The organism is Microbacterium aurantiacum (assembly GCF_002872075.1).
In the GTDB taxonomy this organism is placed as follows: domain Bacteria; phylum Actinomycetota; class Actinomycetes; order Actinomycetales; family Microbacteriaceae; genus Microbacterium; species Microbacterium aurantiacum_A.
The window spans coordinates 139,694-153,029 of the sequence record NZ_PGGU01000007.1; the positions used below are offsets into that span (position 1 = coordinate 139,694).

The following is a 13,336-nucleotide window of genomic DNA, read 5'->3' on the forward strand; positions in this document are numbered from 1 at the left end:
GGAGCATGAGGCCTTCTTCGTCAGGGCTCAGCCTCGGCGCAGCCCTCGGTTGATCTCGCGACCCCAGAACGGGCCGCGGTAGAGGAAGGCCGTGTAGCCCTGCACAAGAGTGGCGCCGGCATCCAGGCGCTCCTGCACGTCTTCGGCGGTCTCGACGCCGCCGACGGCGATCACGCAGAAGTCCTCCGGCACGGCCGCTCGCACGACGCGGAGCACCTGGATCGACCGCTCCTTCAGCGGTGCGCCCGACAGCCCGCCGGCGCCGGCCGCGTCGACCGTCGCGGCATCGGTGCGCAGGCCGTCGCGGCTGATCGTCGTGTTGTGGGCGATGATGCCGGCCAGACCCTCCGCGACCGCCATCTGTGCGATCGCGGTGATCTCCGCGTCCGGGAGGTCGGGCGCGACCTTCACCAGCAGCGGGGTCTCCCCCGCCGCCGCGCGCACCGCGCGCAGCAGCGGCGCGAGGGTCTCGACGGCCTGCAGGCCGCGAAGGCCGGGAGTGTTGGGGGATGACACGTTGACGGCGAGATAGTCGGCCAGCGGTGCGAGCTTCGCCGCCGAGGCGACGTAGTCGGCCGTGGCGTCCTCCACCTCGACGACCCTGCTCTTGCCGATGTTCACGCCGATGACGGTGTCAGGGGCACCACGACGCAGCTGCGCGAGGCGACGAGCCGCAGCATCCGCTCCGGCGTTGTTGAAGCCCATGCGATTGATCACCGCGCGATCCTCGATCAGCCGGAAGAGGCGCGGCTTGGGATTTCCCTCCTGCGGGATCGCTGTCACGGTTCCGATCTCGACGTGGCCGAACCCGAGCGCGGCGAGGCCGCGCACTCCGACGGCGTTCTTGTCGAATCCTGCCGCGATGCCGAACGGCGAGGGGAAGGTGAGACCGAGGGCCTCGACCTGCAGCGCCGGATCCGGGCGGGTCAGTGCGCGGGTCGCCCAGGAGAACGGCGGCACGCCCAGGATGCGGATCACCGCCATGCCGGCATGGTGGGCGAACTCGGGGTCGAAGCGCGAAAGGACGGCGCGGAAGAGCAGCGGATACATCCCTGCCAGGTTACCGGTCGGCGTCGGACTTCTCGTGGTCGCGGCGCAGCTCGGTGATCGCGCTCTCGAAGTCGTCCAGCGAGTCGAACGCCTGGTAGACGCTCGCGAAGCGCAGATAGGCCACCCGGTCGAGGTCGCGCAGCGGACCGAGAATGGCCAGTCCGATCTCGTTGGTGTCGAGCTGCGACACCCCGGTCTGGCGAACCGCCTCCTCGACGCGCTGGGCGAGGATGGCGAGATCGGCTTCGGTCACCGGGCGCCCCTGGCAGGCCTTGCGGACGCCGGCGATCACCTTCTCGCGACTGAACGGCTCCATCACACCGGATCGCTTGATCACGTTCAGGCTCGCGGTCTCCGTCGTCGTGAACCGGCCACCGCATTCGGGGCACTGGCGGCGTCGGCGGATCGAGAGTCCGTCATCGCTGGTGCGCGAGTCGATCACTCGGGAATCCGGATGACGGCAGAAGGGGCAATGCATGTCGTCTAACCTACGCCGTGAAGCGAGCCTCGATCGCTTCACCGTGCGCGGGCAGGAGCTCGGCGGTCGCCATGGCGACCACCCCCTCTCGCACCGCGGCGAGGGCCGCGTGGTCGTACTCGATCACCTGCTGAGGGCGCACGAACGTGTATGCCCCCAGCCCCGGGGCGTAGCGGGCCTGCCCACCTGTCGGGAGGACGTGATTGCTGCCCGCCATGTAGTCGCCGAGGCTGACCGGAGTCTGGTCTCCGACGAAGACGGCACCGGCGTTCGTGAAAGCGGATGCCGCCGCGCTCGCATCCTCGAGGTGGAGCTCGAGGTGCTCCGGGGCGTAGGCGTTGCTGAACGCCGTTGCCATCGCGCGGTCGTCCACCAGGACGATCGCGGACTGCGGACCTTCCAGCGCTGCGGCGACCCGGACGCTGTGCCGCGTGACCGCCGCCTGCCGCTCGACCTCCATCGCGACCCGGTCGGCGAGGTCGGGTGAGTCGGTGACGAGCACGGCCGATGCCTGCTCGTCGTGCTCGGCCTGGCTGATGAGGTCGGCTGCGACGAGACGGGGGTCGGCGCGCGCATCGGCGACGATGAGGATCTCGGTGGCGCCTGCTTCGGAATCGGTGCCCACGACACCGGCGACGGCGCGCTTCGCGGAGGCGACGTAGTTGTTGCCGGGACCGGAGACGACGTCGACCGGGTCGAGGCCGAGGGTCGGCACGCCCCAGGCGAAGGCGCCGATGGCGCCGGCGCCGCCCATCGCGTAGACCTCGCTGATGCCGAGAAGGCCGGCCGCGGCGAGGATCGTCGGGTGCACGCGACCGTCCTGGTCGGACTGCGCCGGAGACGCGAGTGCGATCTGCTGCACTCCCGCGACCTGCGCGGGGACGACGTTCATGATGACGCTGGAGGACAGCGGCGCCTTGCCGCCGGGGATGTAGACGCCGACTCTGCCGACGGGCTGCCAGCGCTGGGTGATGCGCGCGCCCGCGCCGATCTCGGTGGTCCGGGCGGACGGCACCTGAGCAGCGGATCCCTGCCGCACCCGGCTGATGGCCTCTTCGAAAGCGGCGCGCACGGCGGGGTCGACGGAAGCCAGAGCCTCGTCGATGTGAGCCTGAGGCACGCGTACAGCATGTCCGGCGACGCCGTCGAAACGTTCGGCCTGCTCCCGCAGCGCCACCTCACCGCGTTCGCGCACATCGTCGACGATGCGTGTCGCGGCCTCCAGTGCCTCGGCGCGGGCCTGGACAGCACGCGGCACGGCCGCGAGCATGGCGACGGGCGAGAGCTCTCGCCCTCGGAGATCGATGGTGCGCACGTTCTAGCCCTTCGCGATGTCTGCGACGTCGTGCAGGTAGCCGATGCGTCCGTCGTCGTGCCGCACGACATAGGCGCCGCCCCTGTCCTCGATCACGAGCGCCCAGGCGTCTGGGCCGATCCGGAACAGCGTCTCCCCGCGCTCGTCGTGGACGTCGCGCTCGGTCGGCGCGAGGATCCAGAAGGGCTGCGGGGCGGGAGCCTGCTCGCGCGGGTTCGTTGCATCGAGATCGGTGACGTCGTCCGGGCCCACGGCGGGTTCGGGGCTCTGATCAGCCAGCAGCGCGTCGATCTCATCGGATCCGGACTGCTCCTCAGCATCCTGCCCCCGCGACCGTCGCGAGTACGACGGCACATAGGCATCCTCGGACGTGGTCTCCTCGGTCCCGGTGTCCCCATTGGATGCGTGCGCGGCAGTGGGGACCTGGCCCGCGAAGTCGGAGCGCGCGATCTCGTCCGTCGTGTGAGCTCCGGACAGTTCGAGGTCGAGCACCATCGTGGCCGAGTCGTTCTGCGGAGTGCCTGCGACGGCATCCGACTCGCGGGCAGAAGCCTCGGGATCGGCGGTCACATCCTCCGAGGCGACCGGCGCCGTCTCCGCAGCGACCGGCTTCGGGCGCGGGATCACCGGTCGGACCGGGTTCGCGTTGCGGTGCGCCAGCGTGACGAGTCGCCCCTGGAAGTCTTCCTTCAGGCCGGGAACGATCGGGGCGAAGACGGTGAAGGCGACGAGCGCCAGAGCTGTCAGCACCTGGAGGAGTGCGTTCCAGGGCAGAGTCCAGCCGCCGTACTCGACCGAGGCGGCCACCGCGCCCCACAGGCTGCCGAGCCACACGGTCGCCGAGACCGAGAAGGCGACGGAGGCGAACTGGTCGATGCCGAGCGAGCCGACCCGGCGGATGCCGTCCGGCGAGAACCGGCGAAGGACCAGCAGGAAGACGGCGACCGTCGGCAAGCCGATCGGCAGGATCCACTGGATTCCGAGCGCCCAGATCGACGCGCTGCCTCCGAGCGGGAAGAACGAGAGGACGAAGGCGACCACCCAGACAGCGACGATCAGCAGCTCGCGAAGGGTGAAGCCGAGGACACCGTACTCGGGTGTGACCTCGTCGTCGTAGAGGACTCCGTCCTCGATGAACGGATCGCTCTCGCTGTCGGTGATCTCGGGCTGGTCGGTGCTCATAGTCGTCCTTTCGTCGCAGTGCGCGGCGGGGTCGTTCCGCGCTCCCAACGCGTCCCGATACTACCCGGTCATCCCAAACAGGACGGGCCGAGCAGTGACTTGAGGTCACCGAACAGGTCGGCGGTCACCTTGACCGGCATCGGCACTTCGAACACCTTCGCGGTGCCGCCGCGGTGCACGCGCAGCACGACCTCGGTGTCTCCGGAGTGCCGACGCAGCACGTCGGCGAGCTCGTTCATCACGCGCTCCGTGGCACGCTGCTCCGCCAGCACGAGCGCAAGCGGTCCGGCCGCATCGAACGAGCCGACGTCGGGGGCGAAGGCCGACTGGGCATGGAGATTCAGCCCGTCGTCGCGGCGCGAGACGCGTCCGCGCACCGCGAGGATCGAGTCCTGCTGCAGCACGAGCTGGAACTCGGTGTAGGTCTTGCCCATGAACATCACGGTGACCTCGCCGTTGAAGTCCTCGACGGTGATCATGCCGTACGGGTTGCCGCTGGATTTCGCCACTCGGTGCTGCACGCTCGTGACGAGCCCGGCGACGGTGACCTGCTCGCCGTCCTGGATGTCTTCGGAGTTGTTCAGGTCATGGATCGAGATCGAGGCGTGCTTCGCCAGCGGGACCTCGAGTCCGGCGAGCGGATGGTCGGAGACGTAGAGTCCGAGCATCTCGCGTTCGAACGCCAGCTTGTCCTTCTTCGTCCACTCCGGGCGATCCGGCACCTTCGCGTCGTGCTGCGGCTCGTCCCAGAGGCTGTCGAAGTCGAAGCCGACCTCGCCGTGGGCCTCGCGACGCTTGTCGAGGACGATCTGCTCCACCGCATCCTCGTGGATCTCCATGAGGGCGCGGCGGGTGTGTCCGAGCGAGTCGAACGCCCCCGCTTTGATCAGCGACTCCACGGTGCGCTTGTTGGCGACGTGCAGCGGGACCTTGCTCAGGAAGTCGTGGAACGACGCGAAGTTCTCCTCCTGGCGGGCCTGCACGATGCCGTCGACCACGTTGCTGCCGACGTTGCGCACCGCGCCGAGGCCGAAGCGGATGTCTTCTCCGACTGCGGCGAAGAAGTTGATGGACTGGCCGACGTCCGGTGGAAGCACCTTGATGCCCATGCGGCGGCACTCGTTGAGGTACAGCGCCATCTTGTCCTTCGAGTCGCCGACGCTGGTGAGCAGCGCCGCCATGTACTCGGCGGGATAGTGCGCCTTGAGGTATGCGGTCCAGTACGAGATCACGCCATAGGCGGCGGAGTGCGCTTTGTTGAAGGCGTAGTCGGAGAAGGGCAGCAGGATGTCCCAGATCGCCTTCACGGCGCCGTCCGAGTACCCGTTGGCGTGCATGCCGGCCTGGAAGCCGGCGTACTGCTTGTCCAGTTCGGACTTCTTCTTCTTGCCCATCGCGCGACGGAGGATGTCGGCCTGGCCGAGCGAGAAGCCGGCCACGCGCTGGGCGATCGCCATCACCTGCTCCTGGTAGATGATCAGGCCGTAGGACTCGTCCAGGATGTCGGCGATCGACTCGGAGAGCTCGGGGTGGATCGGCGTGATCTCCTGGAGGCCGTTCTTGCGCAGGGCGTAGTTGGTGTGCGAGTTCGCACCCATGGGGCCCGGACGGTACAGCGCGATGAGCGCCGAGATGTCGCCGAAGTTGTCGGGTTTCATCAGGCGCATCAGCGAGCGCATCGGCCCGCCGTCGAGCTGGAACACGCCGAGCGAGTCACCACGGGCGAGCAGGTCGTAGGAGCCCTGGTCGTCGAGCGCGAGTTCTTCGAGCACGAGGTCTTCGCCGCGGTTGAGCTTGATGTTCGCCAGGGCGTCGGAGATGATCGTCAGGTTTCGCAGCCCGAGGAAGTCCATCTTGATGAGTCCGAGGGACTCGCACGACGGGTAGTCGAACTGCGTGACGATCTGACCGTCCTGCTCCCGCTTCATGATCGGGATGATGTCGATCAGGGGGTCGGACGACATGATGACGCCCGCAGCGTGCACGCCCCACTGGCGTTTCAGGTTCTCCAGCCCCAGCGCCGTGTCGAAGACCGTCTTCGCCTCCGGGTCGGTCTCGATGACGACCCGGAACTCGCCGGCCTCTTTGTAGCGCGGATGCGTCGGGTCGAACATCCCGTCCAGCGGCATGTCCTTGCCCATGACGGCCGGCGGCATCGCCTTGGTGAGCTTCTCCCCCATGCTGAACGGGAAGCCGAGAACGCGACCGGCATCCTTCAGGGCCTGCTTGGCCTTGATCGTGCCGTAGGTCACGATCTGCGCGACGCGCTCGTCGCCGTACTTCGCGGTGACGTACTGGATCACCTCGGAGCGGCGGCGATCATCGAAGTCGACGTCGAAGTCGGGCATCGAGACGCGGTCGGGGTTGAGGAAGCGCTCGAAGAGGAGGCCATGTGCGATCGGGTCGAGGTCCGTGATCCCCATGGCGTATGCGGCCATGGACCCGGCACCGGAACCACGACCAGGGCCGACCCGGATGCCGTTCTTCTTGGCCCAGTTGATGAAGTCGGCGACCACGAGGAAGTAGCCGGGGAATCCCATCTGGGTGATGACGCCCGACTCGTACTCGGCCCGCTTGCGGACGTCATCGGGGATGCCGTGCGGGTAGCGCATCTGCAGGCCCTGCTCGACCTCCTTGATGAACCAGCTCTCCTCGGTCTCGCCCTGCGGCACCGGGAAGTTGGGCATGTAGTTCGCGCTGGTGTTGAACTCGACGTCGCAGCGTTCGGCGATGAGCAGCGTCGAGTCGCAGGCCTCTGGGTTGTCGCGGAAGATCTGCCGCATCTCCGCGGCGGACTTCACGTAGTAGCCGTCGCCGTCGAACTTGAAACGGTTCGGGTCGTCGAGCGTCGATCCCGACTGCACGCAGAGCAGAGCGGCGTGGCTGGTGGCATCGTGCTGGTGGGTGTAGTGCAGGTCGTTGGTGCCGACGAGGGGGATGCTGAGGTCCTTGGCGATCTTCAGCAGGTCTGTCATGATCCGGCGCTCGATGGAGAGGCCGTGGTCCATGATCTCGGCGAAGTAGTTCTCCTTGCCGAAGAGGTCCTGGAACTCGGCCGCCGCCGCCCGTGCGGCGTCGTACTGCCCGAGGCGGAGACGGGTCTGGATCTCGCCGGAGGGGCAGCCGGTCGTGGCGATGAGTCCCTTGGAGTATTTCTGCAGGATCTCGCGGTCCATGCGGGGCTTGAAGTAATAGCCCTCCATGCTCGCCAGAGACGAGAGCCGGAAGAGGTTGTGCATGCCCTCGGTCGTCTCGCTGAGGAGGGTCATGTGCGTGTACGCACCCGAGCCGGAGACGTCGTCCCGCTGCTGCTCGGGCGATCCCCAGCGCACTCGCGTCTTGTCGCTGCGGTGCGTCCCCGGAGTGACATAGGCCTCGATGCCGATGATCGGCTTGATGCCGGCATCCTTCGCCGTCTTGTAGAACTCGAAGGCGGCGAACGTATTGCCGTGGTCGGTCACCGCGACGGCCGGCATCCCCTGTTTCACGGCCTCCTGGATCAGCGGCCCGACCCGCGCAGCACCGTCCAGCATCGAGTACTCGCTGTGCACGTGCAGGTGAACGAAGGAGTCGGATGCCATGGGTTCAAGTCTACTTTCGGCGTCAGACGTTGCAGTTCAGAGTGCCGGATTCAAGAGAGATCGAGCCGCATGAGCACCCGCGGGAATCCGTCGAGCACCGAGCCGGTATCCGCCGCCTTCTTGAAGCCGGCATCCTCGAAGAGCCTTCTCGTGCCCACGTAGGCCATGGTCAGGTTCACCTTCTCGCCGCCATTGTCGACGGGATAGCCTTCGATCGCCGGAGCTCCGCGTTCTCTCGCGTACGCGACCGCTCCCTCGATCAACGCGTGCGAGACGCCCTGCTTCCGATATCCGGGACGTACCCGGAAGCACCACAGCGACCACACGTCGAGCTCGTCGACGTGCGGGATCAGCCGGTTCCGCGCGAAGCTCGTGTCGCGCCGCGGGTGCACAGCGGCCCAGCCGACCGGCTCGTCGTCGAGGTACGCGATCACGCCCGGTGGCGGATCGTGTTCGCACAGTTCACGCACGCGGTCCGCACGCGCCTGCCCGGTCAGCGACAGGTTCTCCTTGCTGCCGACGCGGTAGCTCAGGCAGAAGCACACGTTCGATGTCGGCTTCTTCGGTCCTACCAGCGCCGCGACATCCTCGAAAACGGTCGCGGGCCGCACCTCGATGCTCATGAGCACAGTCTGCCCGAAGCATCCGACACCCCGAAGGTGCGGCGTGACTACTCCCCGCGGAGCACGTCGAGCGCGTGCCGGAAGTCTGCCGGATACGGCGACTCGAACTGCACCCAGTCGCCGGTGGCGGGGTGGTGGAAGGCGAGCCGATGCGCGTGCAGCCACTGCCGCGTCAGGCCGAGCCTGGCCGACATCGTCGGGTCGGAACCGTACAGGGGGTCACCCACGCAGGGATGCCGGTGCGCGGCCATGTGCACGCGGATCTGGTGCGTGCGGCCGGTCTCGAGGTGGATCTCCAGGAGCGAAGCCCCGGGAAATGCCTCGAGCGTCTCGTAGTGCGTGACCGACGGCTTGCCGTCCGGGATCACGGCGAACTTCCACGAGTGGTTCGGGTGCCGTCCGATCGGCGCATCGATCGTTCCCGCCAGCGGATCCGGATGCCCCTGGACGACCGCGTGGTAGATCTTCTCCACCGTGCGCTCCTTGAACGCGCGCTTCAGTGCGGTGTACGCGGTCTCGGTCTTCGCGACCACCATGAGTCCGCTGGTACCGACGTCGAGCCGGTGCACGACGCCCTGGCGCTCCGGGGCTCCGCTCGTCGCGACCTGGAACCCCGCAGCCGCCAGGGCTCCGACGACGGTCGGCCCCTCCCAGCCCACCGAGGGGTGCGCGGCGACGCCGGTCGGCTTGTCGACCACGACGATGTCGTCGTCGTCGTGGACGATACCGAGATCGGGTACCGCGATCGGGATGATCCGCGGCTCCTCCTTCGGTCGCCATTCGACCTCGAGCCAGCCGCCACCGCGTAGACGATCGGACTTGTCGAGCGTCACGCCGTCGAGCCTGACGCCGCCGGCCGACGCCACATCAGCGGCGAAGGTGCGTGAGAAGCCGAGCATCTTGGCCAGTGCCGCATCGACGCGCGCACCGTCCAGACCGTCGGGGACGGGAAGAGACCGCGATTCCACCGTTCAGTGCTCCACGTCGACCGGTTTGGGCTCATCCGGGTTCTCGGATGCCGCCGCTTCAGCCGCGGCATGGTCACGATCGCGGGTGCCATCGAACCGGAGCCCGAAGACCACGAGCAGCGCGACCGAGATCATCCCGGTCACGATGAAGATGTCCGCGACGTTGAAGATAGCGGGCATCATCCACGGCATCGAGATCATGTCGACGACTTCACCGACAGGGAATCCCGGCTCGCGGAGCAGTCGGTCCGTGAGGTTGCCGAGCACGCCGCCGAGCAGACATCCGAAGACGACGGCCCAGAGCCGCGAGCGCAACGCGAGCGCCTTCCAGATGATCACGGCAGCGACGACCGACAGCGCGATCGTGAAGATCCAGGTCACCTCGGACCCGAGCGAGAACGCCGCTCCGGGGTTGCGGACGTAGTACAGCTGAAGGAAGCCTCCGAGCACCGGAACGGATTCCTGCAGCGGCAGGTGGGTGATCGTGAGGTGCTTCACAAACTGATCGGCGGCCAGCACGAGCGCTGCGAGAATCGCAACGATCGCACCGGCCGCCGACCGACGAAGGGGACGACGTCCTGGCAAAGGGTCGACCTACAGTCCGATCGCCGAGACAGGCGTCGAGTCCGTCGACGCCGACTTCTCGTCGAGGTCGCGGAGCTGGCCCTCGATGTAGCCGCGAAGCTGGTTGCGGTAGTCGCGCTCGAAGTTGCGGAGTTCGGTGATGCGGGCCTCGAGCGAGTTGCGCTCGCGCTCCATGCGGGAGGTCTCTTCGCGCTGCTTGGCCTCGGCCTCGCCGCGGATGCGGTTCACCTCTGCCTCGGCGTCGGCGATGAGCTGGTTGCGCTTCGCCTCGCCCTCGGCGACGTGCTCGTCGTGCAGACGCTGCGCGAGCTCGATGATGCCTGCGGTCGCGGTCGCGGAGCCGGAGGCTGCGGGCTCTGCCGGGACCTCGGCGACGGGGGCGGGCGCGGGGGCCTCGACGACGGCAGGAGCCGGGGCTGCAGCCTCAGGAGCCGCACCGGACTCGTACGCGGCCAGCTTGGCCTTGAGCTCGACGTTCTCCTCGAGCGCCTTGCGCCACTCGATGACGATCTCGTCGAGGAAGTCGTCCACCTCGTCCGGGTCGAAGCCGTCCTTGAAACGGACGTGCTGGAACTGCTTGGTGACGACGTCATCCGGGGTAAGTGCCATGGGTGGCTCCTCTTTCGATGAGTTCTTTTGCCAGTTTCGATGTATGGCGTGGTCGTGATGTGGCGCGAACCCGGGGCGCGCACCTGGGAGCCAAGCATAGTCCCCGTGTCTGAAAGACGCGATGCCGCGACACCCCATGCGCGACGAACTCGTCGGGCCGACGCCCGGTGGTTCGAGCGTCTCTCAGGTGAAGAGGCTGACGATGTTCATGAGGATCAGCACCACGAGCATGGTGAGCGCGAATCCGAAGTCCAGAGACAGCGTTCCGATGCGCAACGGCGGAATCAGGCGCCGGAAGAACCGGATCGGGGGGTCGGTGATCGTGTAGACGATCTCAGCGACGATCAGGCCAGGACCCTTCGGACGCCACTCCCTGTTGAACAGCGGAATGTAGTCGAGGATCAGACGCGCGAAGAGGACGAGGATGTACAACAGCAGCATCAGGTGAACGATGCTGGCGAGGACGGAGACCAGCTCCACGGGTTACGACTGGTCGAAGCCCGCAGACTCGGCGTCTGCGTGTGCGATTCCCCCGTGGCCCGACACCGCGATGTTCTCCGGCGACAGCAGGAAGACCTTCGACGTCACGCGCTCGATGCGGCCGTAGAGGCCCAGGGAGAGACCGCTGGCGAAGTCGATGAGGCGTCGCGCGTCGGCGTCGCTCATCTGGGACAGGTTGATGATGACCGGCACGCCCTCGCGGAAGCTCTCGGCGATCAGCTGGGCGTCGCGGTACTGCTTCGGATGCACAGTCAGGATCTCGTTCACCGTGCCGGCAGCAGGCTGCCGCACGGCGACAGGACGGCGCAGTGGCGTCACGGGGGCCGGAACGGCCTCCTCCCGATCGCGCTGCTCGCGGTCGCGGTGAGCACGGGCAGGAGCTTGCGTCTCCTCCTCGTAGACCTCTTCCTCGTCGGCGAGGCCGAGATACACCATGGTCTTCTTCAGCGGGTTACCCATCGTGTCCTCCGGTTCGAACGTTCGGGCTGGTCTGTTTAGAGGTTAACCCCGGTCGGGCCGGGGTCCTGTGATTGCGGAGCCGATCCGCAGGTGTGTCGCGCCTGCAGCGATGGCCTCGGCGAAGTCGCCGGTCATCCCGGCGGAGATCCAAGTCGCGTCGGGTGCGATCAGGCGCACCCGATCGGCCGCGTCACGCAGACGCGCGAAGGCGGGTGCCGGTTCCTCGTCGAGAGGAGCGACCGCCATCACTCCGCGGAGCCGGAGCGACCCGAGCCCGAGCACGTGCTCGGCGAGAGCCTCTGCCGCGTCCGGCTCGACTCCCCCGCGTCCGGCGTCGCCCGTGAGATTGATCTGCACGAGGACGTCGAGCACGGAGTCGTCCTCGGCGGCGCGGTGAAGCGCATCGGCCAGCCGTTCGCGGTCGACCGAGTGCACGGCATCCACCCGGCTCCTGATCGCCGCCGCCTTGTTCGTCTGCGCCTGGCCGATGAAGTGCCAGTGCAGATCGAGGTCCTGCAGCTCGTCGGCCTTGGCAGACATCTCCTGCTGCCGGTTCTCGCCGACGTCGCGCACGCCGAGCGCATGGAGCTCCCGAACGAGGGATGCCGGATGGAACTTTGTCACCACGATGCGGGTGAGCTCCCCGGCATCGCGGCCGGCTCGTCGCGCGGCGTCGGCGATCTGCATGTCGATCGCCGACAGCCGTGCAGCCAAATCCATCGGAGTGCTGATTACTTGAGGAACTCGGGGATGTCGATGTCATCCTCGGCGAACGCCGGCTCGAGGCTCGTCGCGGGGACCCGGGTCACCGAGTCGCCCTCGGTCTTCTCCGGCACGGACGGAACGTCGGAGGCGGTGGAGAGCGGAACCTCGGGCAGCGTCGAAGCGGCTGCCGGACGGCTGACCACCATCGGGTCCAGTCGAAGCGTCGGTTCACCGCTGTCGAATCCGGCGGCGATCACCGTGACGCGCACCTCGTCGCCGAGAGTGTCGTCGATGACCGTGCCGAAGATGATGTTCGCCTCAGGGTGAGCAGCTTCCTTGACCAGATCCGCGGCATCGTGAATCTCGAAGATGCCGAGGTTCGAACCACCCTGGATCGAGAGCAGCACGCCATGCGCACCCTCGATGCTCGCCTCGAGCAGCGGCGACTCGACCGCGAGCTCGGCTGCCTTGATCGCGCGGTCGGCTCCACGGGCGGAACCGATGCCCATGAGCGCGGATCCGGCGCCCTGCATGACCGACTTGACGTCGGCGAAGTCGAGGTTGATCAGACCCGGGGTCGTGATGAGGTCGGTGATGCCCTGCACACCGGCGAGGAGCACCTGGTCTGCGGTTGCGAACGCCTCGATCATCGAGATGCCTCGGTCGCTGATCTCGAGCAGCCGGTCGTTCGGCACCACGATGAGGGTGTCGACCTCTTCCTTCAGCTTGGCGACGCCGGCCTCGGCCTGGCTCTGGCGGCGACGGCCTTCGAAGGAGAACGGCTTGGTGACGACGCCGATGGTGAGGGCCCCGATGGACTTCGCGATGCGCGCGACGACAGGTGCGCCACCGGTGCCGGTGCCGCCTCCCTCGCCCGCGGTGACGAAGACCATGTCGGCTCCCGTGAGCGCCTGCTCGATCTCTTCGGCGTGGTCCTCCGCTGCACGGCGGCCGACCTCCGGGTCAGCGCCCGCGCCGAGGCCGCGGGTGAGCTCACGGCCCACATCGAGCTTGACGTCGGCGTCGCTCATCAGCAGCGCCTGCGCGTCGGTGTTGACGGCGATGAACTCGACTCCGCGGAGGCCGAGATCGATCATGCGGTTGACGGCATTGACGCCGCCACCGCCGACGCCGACGACCTTGATCACGGCGAGGTAGTTCTGGTTCTGGCTCATGGCCGGCCTCCGAATAGTCGAGCCTGTCGTTTAGGCGGGAAACCCGGGTGTGAACCTTAAACCTCAACTAGAGGTGTAAAGTATTTCCCGGTATTGGTTTCTCTT

General features: G+C 67.4%; 13 protein-coding genes. All 13 read right to left on the reverse strand.

Annotation, left to right across the window (positions count from 1 at the left end):
- Positions 1-27: 27 nt before the first annotated feature.
- Complete coding sequence (locus CUR96_RS07600) at positions 28-1,050, reverse strand: quinone-dependent dihydroorotate dehydrogenase (protein ID WP_102192699.1); 1,023 nt, start codon at positions 1,048-1,050, stop codon at positions 28-30.
- A gap of 10 nt (positions 1,051-1,060) precedes the next feature.
- Positions 1,061-1,528: a transcriptional regulator NrdR gene (nrdR, locus tag CUR96_RS07605; RefSeq protein WP_102192700.1), complete on the reverse strand. Its 468-nt coding sequence runs from the start codon at positions 1,526-1,528 to the stop codon at positions 1,061-1,063.
- Between the two features lie 10 nt (positions 1,529-1,538).
- A complete protein-coding gene (hisD, locus tag CUR96_RS07610) occupies positions 1,539-2,843 on the reverse strand; it encodes a histidinol dehydrogenase (RefSeq protein WP_102192701.1) in 1,305 nt (434 codons plus the stop codon).
- Between the two features lie 3 nt (positions 2,844-2,846).
- Positions 2,847-4,025, reverse strand: a complete 1,179-nt coding sequence (locus CUR96_RS07615) for a hypothetical protein (RefSeq protein WP_102192702.1) — start codon at positions 4,023-4,025, stop codon at positions 2,847-2,849.
- A 68-nt stretch (positions 4,026-4,093) separates the two neighbouring features.
- Entirely contained in the window at positions 4,094-7,606 is a 3,513-nt protein-coding gene (gene dnaE, locus CUR96_RS07620) for a DNA polymerase III subunit alpha (RefSeq protein ID WP_102192703.1), read from the reverse strand.
- Positions 7,607-7,656: 50 nt separating this feature from the next.
- Entirely contained in the window at positions 7,657-8,229 is a 573-nt protein-coding gene (locus CUR96_RS07625; RefSeq protein WP_102192704.1) for a GNAT family N-acetyltransferase, read from the reverse strand.
- 47 nt (positions 8,230-8,276) lie between these two features.
- The gene (locus CUR96_RS07630; protein ID WP_102192705.1) at positions 8,277-9,197 is read right to left on the reverse strand and encodes an RluA family pseudouridine synthase; all 921 of its coding nucleotides are present in this window, start codon (positions 9,195-9,197) and stop codon (positions 8,277-8,279) included.
- 3 nt (positions 9,198-9,200) lie between these two features.
- Positions 9,201-9,740 (reverse strand): signal peptidase II, encoded by a 540-nt coding sequence (lspA, locus tag CUR96_RS07635; protein ID WP_281255046.1) that lies wholly within the window; start codon positions 9,738-9,740, stop codon positions 9,201-9,203.
- A gap of 51 nt (positions 9,741-9,791) precedes the next feature.
- Positions 9,792-10,391: a DivIVA domain-containing protein gene (locus CUR96_RS07640; protein ID WP_102192707.1), complete on the reverse strand. Its 600-nt coding sequence runs from the start codon at positions 10,389-10,391 to the stop codon at positions 9,792-9,794.
- A gap of 183 nt (positions 10,392-10,574) precedes the next feature.
- Entirely contained in the window at positions 10,575-10,871 is a 297-nt protein-coding gene (locus CUR96_RS07645) for a YggT family protein (RefSeq protein WP_102192708.1), read from the reverse strand.
- 3 nt (positions 10,872-10,874) lie between these two features.
- Entirely contained in the window at positions 10,875-11,351 is a 477-nt protein-coding gene (locus CUR96_RS07650; RefSeq protein WP_102192709.1) for a cell division protein SepF, read from the reverse strand.
- A 42-nt stretch (positions 11,352-11,393) separates the two neighbouring features.
- A complete protein-coding gene (locus CUR96_RS07655; protein WP_102192710.1) occupies positions 11,394-12,071 on the reverse strand; it encodes a YggS family pyridoxal phosphate-dependent enzyme in 678 nt (225 codons plus the stop codon).
- 11 nt (positions 12,072-12,082) lie between these two features.
- A complete protein-coding gene (gene ftsZ / locus CUR96_RS07660) occupies positions 12,083-13,231 on the reverse strand; it encodes a cell division protein FtsZ (RefSeq protein ID WP_102192711.1) in 1,149 nt (382 codons plus the stop codon).
- Positions 13,232-13,336: the final 105 nt, after the last annotated feature.

Bases quoted from the DNA above. Each gene is read 5' to 3' on its own strand.
- CUR96_RS07600 (WP_102192699.1), bottom strand. From the start codon at position 1,050: ATGTATCCGCTGCTCTTCCGCGCCGTCCTTTCGCGCTTCGACCCCGAG.
- nrdR (WP_102192700.1), bottom strand. From the start codon at position 1,528: ATGCATTGCCCCTTCTGCCGTCATCCGGATTCCCGAGTGATCGACTCG.
- CUR96_RS07615 (WP_102192702.1), bottom strand. From the start codon at position 4,025: ATGAGCACCGACCAGCCCGAGATCACCGACAGCGAGAGCGATCCGTTC.
- dnaE (WP_102192703.1), bottom strand. From the start codon at position 7,606: ATGGCATCCGACTCCTTCGTTCACCTGCACGTGCACAGCGAGTACTCG.
- CUR96_RS07625 (WP_102192704.1), bottom strand. From the start codon at position 8,229: ATGAGCATCGAGGTGCGGCCCGCGACCGTTTTCGAGGATGTCGCGGCG.
- CUR96_RS07640 (WP_102192707.1), bottom strand. From the start codon at position 10,391: ATGGCACTTACCCCGGATGACGTCGTCACCAAGCAGTTCCAGCACGTC.
- CUR96_RS07650 (WP_102192709.1), bottom strand. From the start codon at position 11,351: ATGGGTAACCCGCTGAAGAAGACCATGGTGTATCTCGGCCTCGCCGAC.
- CUR96_RS07655 (WP_102192710.1), bottom strand. From the start codon at position 12,071: ATGGATTTGGCTGCACGGCTGTCGGCGATCGACATGCAGATCGCCGAC.
- ftsZ (WP_102192711.1), bottom strand. From the start codon at position 13,231: ATGAGCCAGAACCAGAACTACCTCGCCGTGATCAAGGTCGTCGGCGTC.